Below are 17,673 nucleotides of genomic sequence, written 5' to 3'. Positions count from 1 at the left end.
CCTGTTCCAGGGACCGGGTGGTGTGCCGGGGCTCCTGTAGCCTGCGGGATCCGGCGGTAGCCTGCATCCCTTGTTGCCACTATTTCAGCAGAACCCCTACAGTAGGCGCAACGAGCAAGTGCTTCACTGGTCAATCTGACCAATCACGGAGCGCGCAACAGGCAGGAAGTGATCAGATTGCAGGAACTTGATTCCACTGACCGGCGGATCCTTGCCGCATTGGACGACGACCCCCGAGTTCCCATCATGGTGCTCGCACAAAAGCTGGGCCTGGCGCGGGGCACTGTGCAGTCGCGATTGGAGCGGATGACGGCGTCCGGCGCCCTCCGCCCCAACAGCAGCCGGGTGCTGCCATCGGCGCTCGGCCGGGGCGTGGCCGCCGCAGTGAGCGCGGAACTGGACCAGAGCCACCTGAACGAGGCCATCGCCGCACTGCGGGAGATCCCTGAAGTCCTGGAATGCCACGCCCCTGCCGGCGACACCGACCTCCTGATCCGCGTGGTTGCCAAGAGCCCGGACGACCTCTACCGGGTGTCCGAGGAAATCAGGCTCTGCCCCGGCATTGTCCGCACGTCCACCAGCATGTTCCTGCGCGAGGTCATTCCGTACCGCACCACCGGGCTACTGGGCGCCTGACGCCGCATCAGGCGGGGACTTCTCCCCATCGCCGCCTACCGCCAAAGCCGTTAGGCTGACCGTGGACTTCAAACAGGGGGAAAAGTGGCGGGGAACTTCTACGGTGCGGACGTCGCACAGCTACGCCAGCTCGCAAAGGACCTGGCCACCGGCGCCAGCCGGCTGGACCAGCTGGGACAACAGTTGGGCAGCTCCATTACCTCCAGCCCGTGGAAGGGCAACGACGGCGAGCGCTTCCGCAGCGATTGGAACGGCAAGCACGCCAAGGTGCTCAGGGCTGCAGCCGCCGGCATCCAGCAGGCATCCAAAGCCCTGCTCCGGAACGCCGAGCAGCAGGACCGCGCCAGCACCGGTTCAACCGGCGGCGGCACGGGCGGGCCAGGCGGAAGCGGCAACTCTCCGACTGACGGCGCCGCGCAGGAACTGACGGACCGGCTCAACGGAATGACCCCCGCAGAACGCGCGGCGTACCTGAAGAGCGATGACTTTAAGAAGTGGGCGCTGGACAATCCGGACGCCGCGAAGGCCGCCCTGGACGCTGCCGCAGACTCCGGGCTGATCGGCAAGAATTCGCCGGAGTATTCGGATTTCCTCACCGACTACTGGAACCAACAGGCCATGCGGGACATGGGCATCGACCCGGCCGACTGGGATACGTCCAAGGGCACAGAGTACAACTGGGAAACCATCAAGAAGGTCTACGACTTCTACGGCCAGGCCTACCTGTCCAACCCGGACCTGCAGTGGGCGGGCATGGCCAATATGATCGGCCCTTCGTTCGCCGGCGGGTTCAAGGACATGGCCGTGATGCGGGAACTGGCCCAGCAGATCGCGGACAACCCGGCGTCGGACATACCGCTGCCGGTGCTGGACCAGATCGAGCAGCTGGCCGGCATGACCGACCAGGAGATCAAGTTCTACGAAACCAGCATGCTGGACATGAACAAGGAAATCTTCCTGGACCAGGCCAGGCAGCACCAGGCCTACATGAACGGCGGCCTGGACGAAATCAACCGGCTCCGCGACTCGGGTGCCATCGATCCGGAAACGGCCCGGTCCTGGGCGAAAATCGACTCCGGCGACCCTTCACAGGTGCAGGAAGGGAACACGGAACTGCTGTACCGCGAACAGAACGAAATCATCGCTGACGACTACGAGAACATGCGCAGCCACCCCGGCGGTGAGGCGGTGACCTACATGGTGACCCTCGCCGGCGAACCGTCAATCCCCGGCGCCAAGAGCTACCCGGAGGTGTTCCCGTACGAGTTCAGTGTGGAGAGCCCGGGACCGGAGAACGTGCCGTTCACCAACTGGGACAACCCCACGCAGTTCCGCACGGACTTCACCACCGGCTTCCCCGACGGCAATATCGCCAATGCCGACCAACGCTGGGCGCTCATCGAGCAGGACACGCTGCCGGCCTACCAGAACCTGCTGGCGACTGACCCGGCACGTGCCGAGCAGATCATTGCCTCCGATTTCAATGACCGCGTGGACCAGTACAGGCCAACAAACAACATCCCGGGCATCATGGACCGCTTCGTCTCCGGCTTTGACGCGGAGGTGCACCAGTGACGTCCACGCGGCGATTCCGGCGGCAGGCCGCCGTGGTCCTCCTTGCCCTCATCGGAAGCCTCGCCCTCGCAGGCTGCCGGATCAGCGGCACCGCCATCGAACCAACCTCTCAAGGGAGCACCATGAGCACCTCGGAATTCTCCACCCTCGACGCCGCCGGGGTGGATCAAATCCGCGCAACCAAGACGGCGCGCCTGGACATGAGCTCGGGCGCGCTGAAGAAGGCCGCCGTGCGTGTCACCGAGGACAGCTACGGCCCGGAAATCAACACCCGCGACTCAGGCAAGATCGCACTGACGATTGCCGCCCCCAACGGCGAAATCACCGGTGAAACCGACCGGATCCGCTTCAAGACCACGGACAAGCGCCCCGACTTCAGCGAAGTGACCTACTTCCTCACCGCCGGATCGGCGGACGAGTACTTTGGGCTCATCCGGGACGGCGTGGAGCGCTATGGAATCGACGGCGACTCCGCCGAACGGTGGATTTCCTCCGCGGAAGCGGACCCGGCCACGAAGAGTGATTTTTCCATCACCTCGGGAACGGCCACCGGCCTGGAAGTCAACTACGACCTCCGGTACGACGGCGGCAAGGACACCCAGGTGATCATCGTCCATGTCAGCCCGGCAGCGTAGGCAGAATGACATGGGGACCGCCGCCCTGAAGAAAATGGCACCACTGATCGCGCTGACCGTGCTGCTCCTCAACGGCTGCGGACTGGCGCCCTCCCCGGCCACCGAACCGATCAACGTCAACGGCAACTCCCAATTCACCAAGAGCGGCATCGAGGCGATGAAATCAAGCCGGAATGTCAGCTTCGACTTCACGTCGCTGCCACTGGACATGGCGGCTCTCGGCCTGGATGAGGTTTCCGATGGAGCCATGGTTGCGACCGATACAGACCGACGCATGAAGGTCGCCATGACAACACCCAACGGCGTGGTCGAGATGGAGACAGACACCATCCGCGTTCGGGGCGGAGGGGTTGAGAACAAAGTAGACAGCGTCGACATCTTCGTCAATTACCCGGACGCCCAGGATGCCAATCCTGAGATCGAACGGGCTGCCAACGAACTGGGGATTCTCCCGCTGAAGATTGCCACGACCATTGGCCCGGAATTCAAGGACGGATCCGGCAAGGAAACCTGGAACCCCGGCTACGGCAATGCCACCGGCACAGTTTTCGCGCTGTCGATTATGTCCAACCACACCACCGGGCGGATGACCTTCATCTACACGGTGTTCCTGTCCGAGGAGTACTACACTCCTGAGGCCCAAGCAGAAATAGCAGAAACGGGCAGGTTCTGAACGTGGCGTCGGCGACCCGGCGGCAGGCCGCCGTCGCCCTCCTTGCCCTCGCCGCAAGCCTCGCTCTGGCGGGCTGCCAGATCAACGGGACCACCACCGAACCAACCGCTCAAGCGAGCACCTTGAGCAATTCGGAGTTCTCCACTCTCGACGCCGCCGGGGTGGATCAGATCCGCGAGACCAAAATCGCGCGGCTGGACATGCGTTCGGGGTCCCTGAAGAAGGCGGCTGTTCGGGTTCCGGAGGCCAGTTACGGTCCGGAAATCAATACCCGCGGCTCAGGCAAGATCGCGCTGACGATTGCCGCACCCAACGGCGAAATCACCGGCGAAACCGACCGCATCCGCTTCGACACCACGGCCAAGCGCTCCGACTTCAGCGAAGTGACCTATTTCCTTACCGCTGATTCGGCGGATGAGTATTTCAGCCTCATTCGCGACGGCGTCCAGCGATATGGAATCAGCAGCGACTCCGCTGAACGATGGATTTCATCGACGGAGAAGAACCCCGCGAAGACGAGCGACTTCTCCATCACCTCGGGCACTGCCGTCGGCCTGGACGTCAATTACGATCTCCGATACGACGGCGCCAAGGATACCCAGGTGATCATCGTCCATGTCCGGCCCACGGACTGACGCAACGCACGTAGCCTAGACCGGTGGGCCTGCGTTCGATTTCAGGTTCTTCATCACCAGCGTTGACGTCAGCCGCTCGACGCCGGGCAGCGAGGTGAGCTCGGCGTCGTAGAAGCGCTGGTATGCCGGCAGGTCCTCAGCGATCACTTTCAGGAGATAATCCGGCGAGCCGAACAGCCGCTGCGCCTCCACGATGTTGGGATTGTCCGCCACCCGGCTCTCGAAGATCTCCATGGTGGGCCTGTCCACCTGCCGCAGCGTGACGAAAACGATCGCCTCGAATCCGAGCCCGACGGCGGACGGGTCGATGTCCGCGCGGTAGCCCCGAATCACCCCGGATGACTCCAGGTCGCGCAGCCGCCGATGGCACGGCGCCACCGTTAACCCCACCTTTGCGGCCAGTGCGGTGGCCGTCATACGGCCATCCTCTTTGAGGTGGCGCAAAATATTTCTATCAATATGGTCAATCACGCAATTATCTTACCCATGGGCTGCATTTCCTGAGTAAATCAGGGAACACTTGTGGCGGCATTTTCCCTAGAGTTTCTCCTATCAGAACACCGTAGGAGGCCGCCATGAATTCCCAGTTATTCCTCGCATTCCTGGTGGTTGCGGGCGCCCTGGCCTGCACGCCGGGCGTGGACTGGGCCTACTCCATTGCGGCGGGCCTGAAACAGCGGAGCTTCGTCCCCGCTGTAGCCGGCCTCTGCGGCGGCTACGTCCTGCACACGGTGCTGATGGTGGCCGGGCTGGCCGCCCTGCTCGCCGGCCTGCCGGGCGTCCTCGGTTGGCTGACCGTCGCCGGCTCGGCTTACCTGCTGTGGCTGGGCTTCGGCACCATCCGGTCATGGCGCGGCGCCACCTTCACCGCCGAGGTGACCTCGCCGGCATCGTCCACCCAGTTCCGCAGCTTCCTCCATGGCGTGGGCACCAGCGGGATCAACCCCAAGGGCCTGCTGTTCTTCGTGGCACTGGTTCCGCAGTTCGTCAGCCCGGAAGCGGCACTGCCCGTTCCGGTGCAGTCCGGGCTGCTGGGCCTGACGTTCGTCCTGCTGGCAGGCCTCGTGTACACCTGCGTGGCGTTGCTCTCCCGGAAGCTGCTGCACTCGCGTCCCGGGGCTGCCCGGAAGGTAACGCTTGCCAGCGGGATCATCATGATGGCGCTGGGGACCGTGCTGCTGTCCGAGCAGCTGATTCCTGTGGTGGCCGGGCTCGCCTGGCAGTAGCGCCTGCCGGCAGGCTGAATCGTGTCTTTCAGATCCTGCGTTCCATGAACCATTCAGTGAACGCCGCGGCCCGGCCGTCCGGTGCGAGCCGGACAACCCAGAGGTTCTCGTAGCTGGGACGGTCCCCCAGATACGTGGTGCGCCCCTGGACAAAGTGCAGGTCGCCGTCCGCGCCGAGCGGCTCCCACTCGAAGGTCCACTCCTCGGGTTCATCCGCCTCGGTCAGCCAGTGCTCCACGATCTGTCCGTGCCCGCGCCACGCGTCCGGGTCGTAAGGCCGGGTGGCATAGACCGCGTCCTCTGTGAAGAGCGCCCGGATATCGTCCGGCTCGTTGGTGGTCCACGCCGTGATGTACTTTTCCATCCACTGCCTGATTGCATCGCTCATTGGACCGTTGTACCGCGGCCCGCCACCGCCCACAAGAGTCCGGTCCGGCAGGGTCATTCCCGGTCCAGCTGCTTCCATTCCTGTTCCCAGAGCCTGCGCTCTTCAACGTCCTTGCGGATGACTTCGAAAGTCTCGAGTTCAGCCGGCCGGCCCCGTAGCCAGTCGCGCGGGTTGAGGGATTTCCGGCCGTTGTCCAGCACCAGCAGGGCGCGGTCGGTCAGGGCGTCATTCCGGAGGGCCAAGTCGGTCTTCCGGCGACGCAATACCTCCTTCAGCGCCTGTTGCGCGGAAGTGTGGGCGCCGAGCCTGCGGAGCGAACGCGCCCGGATCAGCAGCAGCGCGGCGGAGAGGTCGTCGGCATTCAGCAGCCCTTCCGTCCAGACCACCACTTCCTTGTCCCGGCCGATCGCGTGCGCCAGAGAGCACCGCGCCAGGGCGGCTGGCAGCGACGGCGGCAGCGACGCCACGGTTTGCAGTGCCGCCTCAAGGTGGCCGGTTTCCCGCAACGAATGCGAAAGCGCCAGGAACACCGCTTCCTCGCTGAACAGCACCGGAACATCGATGCGCTCGGCAACTTCGACTCTGGTGACCACCCGCATCAGGTAGCTGGACGCGAACTGGTTGGCGTCGTCGTCGTTCCTGGTGGTGAGGCCCCGCTGGAGCAGCTCGGTGGCACGCAGGTAGCCGCCCTGCTTGTAGGCGAGCAGCCCGGCCATCACGTAGCAAAGCCCGGCCCACCCGGGGTAGTCACGGCCTGTCGCGATCAGCCGGTTGGGATCGGTGTTGTGGAAGATCGCGTCGTACACGGCCCTGGCGGTCTTCCCGGAAAGCCGCTTGAGCTTCGGGAGGGGGCCATCCACGCTGAGGAGCGCACCGCCGCGGCCGCCCAGGGCACTGTGCAGGATTCCGCCCACGCCGTCGGCGATGTCACGCACCGATGTGCGGACCTGCGCGCTGCCGAACGGGGTGAGGTCACGGTTGTCGCGGTAGATCGGTCCTGAGGTCTGTCCGGCGCTCATCCTTCCATGCTAGTGGTGCCCGCTTGGCAGCCGCTGGGAGGGTTAGCTGACCGCCGCAACCCAGACGCCGATCACCCAGGTGCTCGCGGCAAGGCAGGCCAGGCCGAACTCCACCAGCATGCCCAGCCCGGTGGCCTTGAGGGCCGCCCAGCTGGTGGTCACGGCGGTCCTGAAATCACGCGTGCGGTGCGATTCGCTGAGCAGCAGGCCACCGGCGAAGCCCACAAAGAGTCCCACCACGGGGATCAGGAACATGCCCACCACGCCGAAGACCAGCCCCACCACCACGCTGCGGCTGGGGATCCGGTGTTCCCTGAGCTTGCGTCCCGTGAGCACGGCGCTGGCAGCCATTCCTGCCAGCACAAACGCCAGGCCTACGCCGAACACCACCCAGCCGGCAGTCCCGGCGCCGCCCCAGATTGCCCAGGCCAGCAGGCTGAGGCCAATGAGGATGCTGCCGGGCAGCACGGGGATAACGGTGCCGGCAACGCCCACCAGGATGGCCAGGCCGCAGAGGACGGTCACGAGGATCTCGGGGTTCATGCCCCTCAGTCTAGGGTTCCACCACGGGCATCATGCCTCAAAGGCAACGACGCTTTAGGGCCGCGGCGCTTAAAACAACAACGGCGGCGCCTCCCCAGCACGGGAACCGCCGCCGTCGAACTTCCTGGCGGAGTATTCCGCGTTACTCCGCTTCGACCGCTGCGGCCACGGCTGCGGAAACAGCCGGCGCCACGCGCGGGTCCAGCGGGCTGGGCACGATGTAGTCGGCGGACAGCTCCGGTTCGGCCAGTTCAGCAATGGCGCGGGCGGCGGCAAGCTTCATGGCGGGGGTGATCCGGCGGGCACCGGCGTCCAGCGCACCGCGGAAGATTCCCGGGAAGGCGAGCACGTTGTTGATCTGGTTGGGGAAATCGCTGCGTCCCGTGGCCACCACGGCGGCGTAGCGCGAGGCAACCTCCGGCAGGACTTCGGGGTCCGGGTTGGACAGGGCGAACACGATGGAGCTGTGGTTCATGAGCTTCAGGTGCTCCTCGGCCAGCTGAGAGGAGGAGACGCCGATGAACACGTCGGCGCCGAGCAGGGCCTCGCCGGGTCCGCCGGTGATGCCGCGGGGGTTGCTGCGCTCCGCCATCTGCGCCTTCTTGCTGGTGGCGTCGGCGGCGATGTCCGCACGGTCCTTGTTGATGACGCCGCGCGAGTCGAGCAGGACAACGTCCTGGATGCCAGCGGTGAGCAGGATTTCGGCGACGGCGATGCCCGCGGCGCCCGCACCCGAGACAACCACACGGAGTCCTTCGAGCTCGCGGCCGGTCACTTTGGCGGCGCCGGTCAGCGCGGCCAGGACCACGACGGCGGTGCCGTGCTGGTCATCGTGCATGACCGGGCAGTCCAGGGCCTCGATGAGCTTTTCTTCGAGCTCGAAGCAGCGCGGCGCGGAGATGTCTTCCAGGTTCACGGCGCCGAAGCTGGGGCGCAGGCGGACCAGGGTCTCAATGATTTCGTCCACGTCGGTGGTGTTGAGGACCAGCGGGATGGAGTCAAGGTCGCCGAAGGACTTGAACAGGGCGGATTTACCCTCCATGACGGGCAGGGATGCGCTGGGCCCGATGTTGCCGAGGCCCAGCACCGCGGTGCCGTCGCTGACCACAACAACCAGGCGCTGGGCCCAGGTGAGGGTCTTGGCGAGCTCGGGGTCGGCGTGGATGGCGCGGCTGACCTGGGCAACACCCGGAGTGTAGGCAATGGAAAGATCGCGTTTGCTGGCGAGCGGGACCGTGCTGGAGATGGACAGCTTGCCGCCCTGGTGGGCTTCGAAGATCTCCTGGTCCGTCAGCACAGTGGACTCCTCGGAGGAAGCGGCGGAGCTGTCAGCGGGAGTGATGATTTCAATGGACACGTCGTTGTCTCCTGGGGCTAGCCGTGGGCGCACGGCACAATGAAGCTCAAGCACATAGGAGGCTCAAGATGGGCAGGCTGGAAGTTCTGCGGCCCAAGGGATGGCGGGACCGCCGTGAAGCTCCTGAAGGTACGGGCTGCTAGCCACTCCGGTTCTTCAATGGTAAACAGACGGGCGGCGGCCGAACGGACACTGGGCCGACCACCGGGCGTGATAAATCGTTTTTTCTACATTTCGAGTGATCCACATCACTAAGAATCATCACAAAAGAGCCTCTAATGGTCTAGACCGGTTACGCGCCTGCTAGCACCTGGTGAGGAGCGAGCACGCTTTCTTCAGGTCTTCTTCGGCTTCGAAGAGCGACAGCCGGCGGCAGCGGACTGCCTGCACCAGGCCGGAGACGGTCAGCAGCAGCACCCGGGACTTGGCGGCGTCACCGCTTGCCACCGAAACGGCCTGCTCGGAAAGGATATCGATCTCCCGCAGGAGGGCGGTGGTGTCCTTTCCCTTCGTGTAAACGCACTGGCTCAGGCACTGCTCCACCGCCGGCTGCATCAGCCGCATGTGGAATATCTCCATCACCACGCCTGCCAGAGTATGGAGGCGGCTGCCGCCGGTCTCCGGCCAGCTTCCGACCTGGAGTTCGCCCAACTGCTTCCTGAACAGCCCCAGCATGAGGTGGGTGGCGGAAGGAAAATACCGGTACAGGGTTCCCAGCGGCACATTGGCCTTGGCGGACACCTCGGAAAGGCTCACGGAATCCAGCCCTTTACGGGCGAATCCGGCGGCGGCATCCAGGATCCGGGCATAGCGGATCTGCTGTCGGGGCAGGGTCGGCGGCGCAGCCATGGGTGGAAGATCTGAATTGAGTTCAAGCATCAGCAGCGTTCCGGGAGTGGGTTTCGTACAGCGGTCAGGCGGATCCCCATCACAGCACTGCCGCAGCAATTCGAGTCCACTATACGGCACCGGTCCTGGCGCCCATTAGTCAAAACGATGGCAGCCGGGACCGCTGCGGACCACCTACTTCAGTCCACGCCCTTGATCTTCACGACGAACACCGCGCCCAGCAGCCCGATCACAGCGGCGGCCACATACAGCGAAACGTAGCCGCCCCACAGGGTGACGAACGGGAAAGCGATGAGGGGCGCCAGGACCTGCGGCAACGAGTTGGCGATGTTGATGACGCCGAGGTCCTTGCCGCGGTCCAGGGCGCTCGGAAGTACCTGTGTAATGAGGGCAAAGTCCACGGCAAGGTAGGCGCCGAAGCCGATCCCCAGCACCGAGGCGCCGGCAATTGCGCCGGCCCAGGTGGGCGCAAAGGCGAGGATCAGGGACGCGACGGCGATGATCACCGACGAGGCGATGACCAGCGGCTTCCGCTTGCCCATGCGGTCGCTGAGCGGGCCCCCGATCACGCTGGTGATGATCACCATCACCGCGTACAGGCCGGTCAGGATCAGCACGCCGAAGGCCGGCTCGATCCCCTGCGTCTCCTTCAGGTGGACCGCATCCGATAGGAAGAACAGCAGGTACAGGGTGACCATGTGGTTGCCGATGTTCACCAGCAGCCGGGTCAGCCAGGCCCACGCGAAGTCCGGATACAGAACGGGCGAAATCCAGAATCCCCGGGCGAAGCCCGCAAGGCTGAACGGCGGACGGGCCTCTGCGGGAAGCGCCACATCGTCGCTCTTGAAGAAGTACAGCGCGACGCCGGCAACCAGCGCCGCTGCGCAGACCAGGTAGCCCACGCCGAAGTTTCCACTGACGACGGCGGCGATCACCGCGCCGATCAGGATCCCCACCGTCTGGCCCATGGCCGCGAGGCCGCCCACGGCGCCGCGCTGCGGCACGGGCACACGGTCCGGGATGGCAGCGGTGATGGCGGCATAGGCTCCGTTGCAGCCCGCCTGCACGAAGCACCAAAGGATGGTCATGACGGCAACGTTGGGGGCGCCCGCCAGCGCGATCAGGGCAGCCGCACCCAGGATGGCACCGAAAACCACCCAGGGAACCCTGCGGCCCAACCGGGACGTGGTGCGGTCGCTGAAGGCACCGAACAGCGGGTTGGCCACGAGGGAGACAGCGGCTCCGGCTCCGGTGACGAGAGCCAGGATGGCCTCCTTGTCGCCCTCGCTGAAGTGCGCTGCCTGCTGTCCGAGCAGGACCTGGATGGGTCCGAAGAACGCCGCATTGATGCCCACATTCACGAGCACCACGCCGGTGGTCCAGAGCGGACGGACGCGCCCCTCCGGTTCGGCGAGCGCCGCGGTCGAACCACCTCGGGAGGACGCGGCCACAATGGAAGGGTCCGGGACGTGCCCCGGAAGGTCGGACAGGCTCATTGCGGCTCCCCCAAGGAACTGATGATTGGTGTGCATTCAGACTATCGTGAGCAACACAGCCCGCACCGGGTTGTCTACAGCCATTCCGAGGAGGACCAATGACCGCTTCGCCCGCAGATTCGCCCGCAGACACCCCCGACAACCTCGACGCCGACGAGAGCCGCCGCATCAATACCGCAGACCTTTACGACGAGCGGGGCGAGGAACTCGATTCCATCGCGCTCCAGTTCCAGTCCCTGGGCGGGCTGTCGCACTTCAGCGGGCCGGTCCGCACCATCCGGTGCATTGAGGACAACGCACTGGTCAAGTCCACCCTGGGCACGCCGGGCGACGGCGCCGTGCTGGTGGTGGACGGCGCCGGTTCGCTGCGAACAGCGCTCATGGGGGACATGATCGCCGCGAGCGCCGTGGCCAACGGCTGGGCCGGCGTCGTGATCAACGGTGCCGTCCGGGACCGCGAGGTCCTGGCCGACCTGCCGCTCGGGGTTAAGGCGCTGGGCAGCAACCCGCGCAAGAGCGCCAAGGAGGGCGCCGGCGAGACGGACGTGGAACTGGAGATTGCCGGCGTGACGGTGCGGCCCGGTGCCATGATCTGGTGCGATCCTGACGGGATCCTGGTGGAGCGCTGACGTAAATTCTTCATTTCGGCGAGCAGGGGGAACAAATCGCAAAGTAAGATAGTTACTGAAAGCAACTATCAAGCTTAATTCCCCTTCTTCGTAATGGAGCAGTCATGTCCAAAACCGCCGCCGGGCCCGTAGCCGGGGACGTCCTGACGAAGCGTCAGACCATCACAGTGATGGTGGGTCTCATGCTCGGCATGTTCCTCTCGTCGCTGGACCAGACCATCGTGTCCACGTCGATCTACACCATCGCCAACGACCTCGACGGGCTCTCGCTGCAGGCCTGGGCCACCACGGCGTACCTCATCACCTCCACGGTGAGCACCCCGCTGTACGGCAAGCTCAGCGACATCTTCGGACGCCGCCCGCTGTACCTGGCCGCCATCGTGATCTTCCTGGCCGGATCCCTGTACGCGGGATCGGTGCACTCGATGACCGAACTGGCCATCGCGCGCGGCATCCAGGGCATGGGCGCCGGCGGCCTGCTGGCCCTCGCGCTGACCATCATCGGCGACATTGTGGCACTGAAGGACCGGGCCAAGTTCCAGGGCTACTTCATGTCCGTCTTCGGGATCTCCTCCGTGCTGGGCCCGGTGGTGGGCGGCGCCTTCGCCGGCTCCGCGAACATCCTGGGCTTCGACGGCTGGCGCTGGGTGTTCTTCATCAACCTGCCCATCGGCCTGGCTGCCCTGGCCGTTGTGTTCCTCTATCTGCACCTGCCCGCCAAGCACGTGAAGCAGAAGATCGACTACTGGGGCGCGGCCGCCATCACGCTGGCCATCGTTCCGCTGCTCCTGGTCGCTGAACAGGGCCGCAGCTGGGGCTGGACCTCGGCGGGGTCCCTGCTGTGCATCGGCCTGGGCGTGGTGGGCATCATCGCGTTCCTGCTGGCGGAGAAGCGCGCCGGCGACTACGCCCTGATCCCGCTCCGGCTCTTCCGGAACCTCACCTTCGGGCTGTCCTCGCTGCTGAACTTCATCATCGGCATCGGCATGTTCGGCGCCATCGCGATGCTCCCGATGTACCTCCAGCTGGTCAAGGGCCTCACCCCCACCGAGGCCGGCCTGATGATGATCACCTTCACGGTGGGCATCCTCACCGGTTCCATCACCGCCGGACGGACCATCTCGGCGTCGGGCACCTACCGGATCTTTCCCATCCTGGGCACGGCGGGACTGACCGCTGCCGCCACCGTGATGGGCTTCTCGCTGGGCGTGGACACCGGGCTCTGGGTGCCGGGCGTCATCGCCGTGTTCTTCGGCCTGGGCCTGGGCTTCTGCATGCAGCCGCTGACGCTGGCCATGCAGGTTTCCGTTCCGGCCAAGGACATGGGCGTGGGCACGTCCTCGGCCGCGTTCTTCCGGTCCATGGGCGGCGCAGTGGGTACCGCGGTCTTCATCTCGCTGCTCTTCAGCATGGCAGCGGACCGCATCGCCACGGGCATGAAGGATGCCATGCAGAACGCCGATTACCTGAAGGTCCTCAAGGACCCCGCGGTGGCTGCCGACCCCGCCAATGCCAAGCTCTACGAGTTCTTCCAGAACGGCGCCACCAACGATTCCCTCAACGACACCAGCTGGCTGCACACGGCAAACAGCACGTTGACCCACCCCATCACCGAGGGCTTCGCGCAGTCGATCGACGCCGTAATGCTCACCGCGGCCGTGCTCACCGGGGTCGCCTTCCTGATCAGCTTCGCGTTGCCGAACAAGAAGCTGACGGACCCGAAGGTTGCTTCAAAGGAAACGGTGGCCGCGCACTAAGTCACCTCGTTCGCACACGTCACGGGAGGCAGCCTTTTGGCTGCCTCCCGTTGTCATCTCCGGCCGTGTTTTTCCCGCCGTGTTGTCCGACGGCGGAACGGCCCGCCGTCGTCGGCCTGCGTCCCTAAGTGGAACCTCACAGCGTGAAGTGGCACACTGTTTAGCGCGTGTGCGCCGGCCAGCAGGGCCGGTTCCGTGGTCAACGATGTCCGCACAGCTAAAAACCCAACGCAGCAAGAATCCCGAGGGAGATCCATGTCCACATCCAGCACCGAAGGCCGCCCCGGCGTTCCCCGCAAGGTGATCGGCCTCGCAATCGCGGGAGCGGTGGGCGGGTTCCTCTTCGGCTTTGATTCCTCCGTTGTCAACGGGGCGGTGGACGCCATCAAGGACGAATTCGCCCTGAGCGAGGCCGTCACCGGGTTCGCTGTGGCCGTCGCGCTCCTCGGCTGCGCCGCCGGCGCCTACCTGGCAGGCAAGGTGGCCGACAAGTACGGCCGTATCCCGGCCATGAAGCTCGGCGCCGTCCTGTTCCTCGTCAGCGCTGTGGGCACCGGCTTCGCGTTCGGCGTCTGGGACCTGATCTTCTGGCGCCTGGTGGGCGGCCTCGGCATCGGCCTGGCCTCCGTCATTGCCCCCGCCTACATCTCCGAGATCTCGCCGCGGCATGTCCGCGGCCGGCTTGCGTCGCTCCAGCAGCTCGCCATCACCACGGGTATTTTTGCCGCCCTCCTCTCCGACGCCCTGTTCGCCACCACCGCCGGCGGCGCGGACCAGGCGCTCTGGCTCGGCATCGAAGCGTGGCGCTGGATGTTCCTCGCCGGCGCCGTACCCGCCATCGTCTACGGCTGGATCGCATACACCCTGCCTGAATCGCCGCGCTTCCTGGTCTTCAAAGGCAAGGAGGACGAGGCACGCAAGGTGTTCGAAACCATCGCCCCGTCCGAGGACACCGACCGCCACATCCGCGAAATCCAGTCCGCCATCGAGGAGGACAAACTCGCCGGCCAGAAGGGCTCGCTCCGCGGCAAGGTCTTTGGCCTGCAGGCGGTGGTGTGGATCGGCATCACGCTGTCCGTGCTGCAGCAGTTCGTGGGCATCAACGTGATCTTCTACTACTCCACCACCCTGTGGAAGGCCGTGGGCTTCCAGGAGAAGGACTCGCTCACCATTTCGGTGGCCACGTCCATCACCAACATCCTGGTCACGCTCGTGGCCATTGCGCTGGTGGACCGCATCGGCCGGCGCCCCATCCTGCTGGCAGGCTCCATCGGCATGGCTGTATCGCTCGGTGCCATGGCCCTGGCTTTCGCCTCGGCCAATGGATCCGGTGCGGAAATCTCGCTGCCCGGCGCCTGGGGCCCCGTTGCCCTGGTGTCCGCCAACGTCTTCGTGATCAGCTTCGGCGCCTCCTGGGGACCGCTGGTGTGGGTGCTGCTGGGCGAGATCTTCCCGTCCCGGATCCGCGCCCGCGCCCTGGGCCTGGCCGCGGCTGCCCAGTGGATCGCGAACTTCGCCATCACCCTGAGCTTCCCCGTGATGGCGGTAGCCTCGCTGCCGCTGACGTACGCCATGTACGCGGCGTTCGCGGCGGCGTCGTTCTTCTTCGTAATGTTCAAGGTGCCGGAAACCAACGGCATGTCACTGGAGCAGGCGGAGACGCTGTTCGTGCCGAAGGGGACCGTCAAGGTCTAGGTTCCGAGCCCAGCGCGAGCGGACTCCCGTTGCGCCCAGCGCGAGCGGACAGATAAGGCCCATGTTCATGACGAACATGGGCCTTATCTGCAACGGGGGCAGTCCCTCGTGCAACAGCTCCGGTCAGACCACATGGGGTTCGTGGGCGGCCAGGAACCCGCGGCCGCCGAAGGCAATCAAAATGGCGACAACCATGGCCAGCGCCCCGGCAAAGAACGGGACCTGCGGACCGAAGTGCTCACCGAGCTGCGCGGCGGCGAACGGGGCCAGGGCGCCACCCATCCAACGCACGAAGTTGTAGCCGGCCGACGCCACCGGGCGCGGTGAGTCGGAGACGCCCATGGCCAGTTCCGTGTAGACCGTGTTGTTGATGCCCAGCAGCGCCCCGGAGAGCACCACCAGGACGACGACGACGGGCACCGAGTGCCCGGCGGCCAGTCCCAGCCCTGCCAGGTCCAGCATGAGGACAGCGAGCGTGCCGATCAGCACCCGGGTGGCGCCGAAGCGGTTCTGGAGGACGGGCGCCACAAAGACGGAGAAGACCGCGACGGCCACGCCCCAGCCGAAGAACACGCCACCGATGCCGTACGCGTCCATGCCCAGGATGAACGGCGTGAAGGCGAGGATGGTGAAGAAGCCGTAGTTGTAGAACAGGCCGCTGGCCGCGGTCGTCCGCAGTCCCTTGTGCCCCAAAGCCAGCAGCGGGTCGCGGAGCCGGACTTTCCGCTCGGGCAGCGGGGTTTTGGGCAACAACGCGATGAGAGCGACGAAGGCAGCGGCCATGAGCACGGCGGTGCCGAAGAACGGTGCCCGCCACTGCCAGCCGCCGAGCAGGGCGCCGAGGAGCGGTCCGAGGGAAATGCCCAGGCCGAGCGCCGCCTCGTAGAGGATGATCGCCGTTCCGGCACCGCCGCTTGCCACGCCCACAATGACGGCCAGGGCAGTGGCCACGAAGAGTGCGTTGCCCAGGCCCCAGCCAGCGCGGAACCCGATCAGTTCGCCCACGCTGCCGGACAGGCCGGACAACGAGGCGAAGACCACGATCACGGCCAGGCCGATGAGCAGGGTCTTCTTGCCGCCTATCCGGGAGGACACGTAGCCGGTGATCAGCATTGCCACCGCAGTGACCAGGAAGTAGCTCGTGAACAGGAGCGAGACCTGGCTGGGCGTGGCGTCCAGGTTCTTGGCGATCGCCGGGAGGATCGGATCCACCAGGCCGATGCCCATGAACGCGAACACCGCGGCGAGGGCTGTGGCCCATACTGCCTTCGGCTGCTTGAGCAGGGACGCCTTTTCGGCCTCGAGGGTTTCTTCTACTGCTGGCCGCGTGGCGGCGAGCTGGCCTTCCATAGGGGACTCCTAAGTCTTGGGTATCAGTTGTGAAGTGTGCCGTTGATTTTTTCGATCACGGGCAGGGCCGCGGCGAGGGCCTGCCGCTCGCTGTCGCTGAGCGCCACCAGGATTTCCGCCATCACGGCGTTGCGCCGCTCGTTGGCGGAGGCGACGGCGGCACGGCCTTCCGTGGTCAGCACAACCTGGACGGCTCGGGAATCGTGGGGGTCAGGGTCCCGGCGGACGAGTCCGGATTTCTCCAGCTTGATGATCTGCTCGGTGGCGCTGGGCACCTTGACGCCCAGGTTCCGGGCGATCTCGCCGACGCGGACGCCGTCATGGAGCAGCATCTTCAGCGTGCTGAGCTGCGCGGCGCTGAGTTCGCCGTCCGCGTCGAGGCGGCGGACCAGGTAAACACTGTGGCGGAGCGCCTCGCGGAAATCCTGGGCGAGGGCCTGCAGCGCGGCGGGCATTGGCTGGGGTTGACTCATAGTTAGGTAGCCTAACAGTTAGGGCACCTAAGAGTCAAGGATCTCCCGGGTTTCGACGCAGCTAGAGCCTGAGCTTCATGCCTTCGTGGCTGGCCGCGAAGCCCAGGCGTTCGTAGAAGCGGTGGGCGTCCGTGCGGGATTTGTCCGTGGTGAGCTGCATCAGCGAGCATCCCCGGCGGCGCGACTCCCCGGCAGCCCAGGTGACCATGGCGGCGCCGATCCCGAGGCCGCGCACCTGTGCCGCAACCCGGACGGCCTCGATCTGGCTGCGCCAGGAACCGCGGCGGGAAAGCCCCGGCAGGAAGCTGAGCTGGAACGTGGCCACGACCTGCCCGGCAGCCTCGCCTTCCCGAAGGAGCTCGCCCACCACCAAGAGATGGGCAAGGTCGGCGTCGATCGCTTCGAAGGCCCGCTCGTACGGGGCCATGTCCGAGGTGTCCTCGCGGTTTGCACCCAGCCGGTCGTCAGCGAGGAGCTCCAGGATTCGGGGCAGGTCGGCCCGCGTCGCGGGCCGGAGACGGAACGTCCCGCCGTCGACGTCGAGAGTCAGCAGGGCAGGCAGGTCACGTTGCTTTGAGGTCACCGGACCAGCTTGCCACAGCCGCACCCCCTCTCACTTCCTGCGCCAAAATCACCGATGCTCTCTCACTTTTCGCACGAAAAAACCCAACCCTCTATCACTTCATTCAGTGAGAGAGGGTTGGGGTAAATCCGACCGGATCTGAGAGAGCGTCGCC

19 protein-coding genes are annotated in these 17,673 nt (G+C 65.5%); 9 read left to right on the top strand and 10 right to left on the bottom strand.

The features are described from left to right. The first annotated feature begins 177 nt into the window (after positions 1-177). From AC1DRE_RS11090 to AC1DRE_RS11070, 5 genes are all read left to right on the top strand, one after another. On the top strand, positions 178-636 hold the full coding sequence (locus tag AC1DRE_RS11090) for an Lrp/AsnC family transcriptional regulator (RefSeq protein WP_476984685.1): 459 nt from the start codon (positions 178-180) through the stop codon (positions 634-636). Between the two features lie 84 nt (positions 637-720). After that, positions 721-2,211, top strand: a complete 1,491-nt coding sequence (locus AC1DRE_RS11085; protein ID WP_476984684.1) for a WXG100 family type VII secretion target — start codon at positions 721-723, stop codon at positions 2,209-2,211. After that, entirely contained in the window at positions 2,208-2,846 is a 639-nt protein-coding gene (locus tag AC1DRE_RS11080; protein WP_476984683.1) for a hypothetical protein, read from the top strand. Before AC1DRE_RS11085 ends, AC1DRE_RS11080 begins: the two co-directional genes overlap by 4 nt. Positions 2,847-2,856: 10 nt before the next feature. Beyond that, a complete protein-coding gene (locus tag AC1DRE_RS11075) occupies positions 2,857-3,519 on the top strand; it encodes a hypothetical protein (RefSeq protein WP_476984682.1) in 663 nt (220 codons plus the stop codon). Positions 3,520-3,521: 2 nt separating this feature from the next. Then, complete coding sequence (locus AC1DRE_RS11070) at positions 3,522-4,154, top strand: hypothetical protein (RefSeq protein WP_476984681.1); 633 nt, start codon at positions 3,522-3,524, stop codon at positions 4,152-4,154. Between the two features lie 15 nt (positions 4,155-4,169). Here AC1DRE_RS11070 and AC1DRE_RS11065 read toward each other — a convergent pair whose 3' ends face one another. Continuing rightward, entirely contained in the window at positions 4,170-4,625 is a 456-nt protein-coding gene (locus tag AC1DRE_RS11065; protein WP_104175119.1) for an Lrp/AsnC family transcriptional regulator, read from the bottom strand. 104 nt (positions 4,626-4,729) lie between these two features. Here AC1DRE_RS11065 and AC1DRE_RS11060 point away from each other — a divergent pair, with 104 nt between their 5' ends. Beyond that, complete coding sequence (locus tag AC1DRE_RS11060) at positions 4,730-5,380, top strand: LysE family translocator (RefSeq protein WP_476984680.1); 651 nt, start codon at positions 4,730-4,732, stop codon at positions 5,378-5,380. Positions 5,381-5,408: 28 nt separating this feature from the next. Here AC1DRE_RS11060 and AC1DRE_RS11055 read toward each other — a convergent pair whose 3' ends face one another. From AC1DRE_RS11055 to AC1DRE_RS11030, 6 genes are all read right to left on the bottom strand, one after another. Next, complete coding sequence (locus AC1DRE_RS11055; protein WP_476984679.1) at positions 5,409-5,768, bottom strand: nuclear transport factor 2 family protein; 360 nt, start codon at positions 5,766-5,768, stop codon at positions 5,409-5,411. 53 nt (positions 5,769-5,821) lie between these two features. Continuing rightward, entirely contained in the window at positions 5,822-6,787 is a 966-nt protein-coding gene (locus tag AC1DRE_RS11050) for a hypothetical protein (protein ID WP_476984678.1), read from the bottom strand. 42 nt (positions 6,788-6,829) lie between these two features. After that, entirely contained in the window at positions 6,830-7,330 is a 501-nt protein-coding gene (locus AC1DRE_RS11045; protein WP_476984677.1) for a DUF456 domain-containing protein, read from the bottom strand. A gap of 142 nt (positions 7,331-7,472) precedes the next feature. Further along, positions 7,473-8,687 (bottom strand): NAD(P)-dependent malic enzyme, encoded by a 1,215-nt coding sequence (locus tag AC1DRE_RS11040; protein ID WP_476984676.1) that lies wholly within the window; start codon positions 8,685-8,687, stop codon positions 7,473-7,475. Between the two features lie 303 nt (positions 8,688-8,990). Further along, the gene (locus tag AC1DRE_RS11035) at positions 8,991-9,566 is read right to left on the bottom strand and encodes a TetR/AcrR family transcriptional regulator (RefSeq protein WP_476984675.1); all 576 of its coding nucleotides are present in this window, start codon (positions 9,564-9,566) and stop codon (positions 8,991-8,993) included. Between the two features lie 149 nt (positions 9,567-9,715). Beyond that, entirely contained in the window at positions 9,716-11,032 is a 1,317-nt protein-coding gene (locus AC1DRE_RS11030) for an MFS transporter (protein ID WP_476984739.1), read from the bottom strand. A gap of 98 nt (positions 11,033-11,130) precedes the next feature. On the opposite strand from AC1DRE_RS11030, the gene rraA reads away from it, so the two are divergent. The 3 genes from rraA to AC1DRE_RS11015 all read left to right on the top strand — a co-directional run bounded on the left by rraA (position 11,131) and on the right by AC1DRE_RS11015 (position 15,113). Next, a complete protein-coding gene (rraA, locus tag AC1DRE_RS11025; RefSeq protein ID WP_476984674.1) occupies positions 11,131-11,661 on the top strand; it encodes a ribonuclease E activity regulator RraA in 531 nt (176 codons plus the stop codon). Between the two features lie 104 nt (positions 11,662-11,765). Beyond that, a complete protein-coding gene (locus tag AC1DRE_RS11020; RefSeq protein ID WP_476984673.1) occupies positions 11,766-13,418 on the top strand; it encodes an MDR family MFS transporter in 1,653 nt (550 codons plus the stop codon). 255 nt (positions 13,419-13,673) lie between these two features. After that, a complete protein-coding gene (locus tag AC1DRE_RS11015) occupies positions 13,674-15,113 on the top strand; it encodes a sugar porter family MFS transporter (protein ID WP_476984672.1) in 1,440 nt (479 codons plus the stop codon). A 123-nt stretch (positions 15,114-15,236) separates the two neighbouring features. On the opposite strand, the gene AC1DRE_RS11010 is transcribed toward AC1DRE_RS11015, so the two are convergent. The 3 genes from AC1DRE_RS11010 to AC1DRE_RS11000 form a co-directional block, all read right to left on the bottom strand. Continuing rightward, a complete protein-coding gene (locus AC1DRE_RS11010) occupies positions 15,237-16,463 on the bottom strand; it encodes an MFS transporter (protein ID WP_476984671.1) in 1,227 nt (408 codons plus the stop codon). A gap of 23 nt (positions 16,464-16,486) precedes the next feature. Then, the gene (locus AC1DRE_RS11005) at positions 16,487-16,936 is read right to left on the bottom strand and encodes a MarR family winged helix-turn-helix transcriptional regulator (protein ID WP_476984670.1); all 450 of its coding nucleotides are present in this window, start codon (positions 16,934-16,936) and stop codon (positions 16,487-16,489) included. 61 nt (positions 16,937-16,997) lie between these two features. After that, positions 16,998-17,519 carry an N-acetyltransferase family protein gene (locus AC1DRE_RS11000; protein ID WP_476984669.1) on the bottom strand — a complete coding sequence of 174 codons (522 nt, stop codon included), beginning with the start codon at positions 17,517-17,519 and terminating at the stop codon, positions 16,998-17,000. Positions 17,520-17,673: the final 154 nt, after the last annotated feature.

It is taken from the genome of Arthrobacter sp. P4_H3 (assembly GCF_056400885.1).
Note: the sequence above shows the minus strand (reverse complement) of the source record. Positions and strands in the feature narration are given on the sequence as shown.

Bases quoted from the DNA above. Each gene is read 5' to 3' on its own strand.
- AC1DRE_RS11075 (WP_476984682.1), top strand. From the start codon at position 2,857: ATGGGGACCGCCGCCCTGAAGAAAATGGCACCACTGATCGCGCTGACC.
- AC1DRE_RS11060 (WP_476984680.1), top strand. From the start codon at position 4,730: ATGAATTCCCAGTTATTCCTCGCATTCCTGGTGGTTGCGGGCGCCCTG.
- AC1DRE_RS11055 (WP_476984679.1), bottom strand. From the start codon at position 5,768: ATGAGCGATGCAATCAGGCAGTGGATGGAAAAGTACATCACGGCGTGG.
- AC1DRE_RS11050 (WP_476984678.1), bottom strand. From the start codon at position 6,787: ATGAGCGCCGGACAGACCTCAGGACCGATCTACCGCGACAACCGTGAC.
- AC1DRE_RS11045 (WP_476984677.1), bottom strand. From the start codon at position 7,330: ATGAACCCCGAGATCCTCGTGACCGTCCTCTGCGGCCTGGCCATCCTG.
- AC1DRE_RS11035 (WP_476984675.1), bottom strand. From the start codon at position 9,566: ATGCTTGAACTCAATTCAGATCTTCCACCCATGGCTGCGCCGCCGACC.
- AC1DRE_RS11030 (WP_476984739.1), bottom strand. From the start codon at position 11,032: ATGAGCCTGTCCGACCTTCCGGGGCACGTCCCGGACCCTTCCATTGTG.
- rraA (WP_476984674.1), top strand. From the start codon at position 11,131: ATGACCGCTTCGCCCGCAGATTCGCCCGCAGACACCCCCGACAACCTC.
- AC1DRE_RS11020 (WP_476984673.1), top strand. From the start codon at position 11,766: ATGTCCAAAACCGCCGCCGGGCCCGTAGCCGGGGACGTCCTGACGAAG.
- AC1DRE_RS11015 (WP_476984672.1), top strand. From the start codon at position 13,674: ATGTCCACATCCAGCACCGAAGGCCGCCCCGGCGTTCCCCGCAAGGTG.
- AC1DRE_RS11010 (WP_476984671.1), bottom strand. From the start codon at position 16,463: ATGGAAGGCCAGCTCGCCGCCACGCGGCCAGCAGTAGAAGAAACCCTC.
- AC1DRE_RS11005 (WP_476984670.1), bottom strand. From the start codon at position 16,936: ATGAGTCAACCCCAGCCAATGCCCGCCGCGCTGCAGGCCCTCGCCCAG.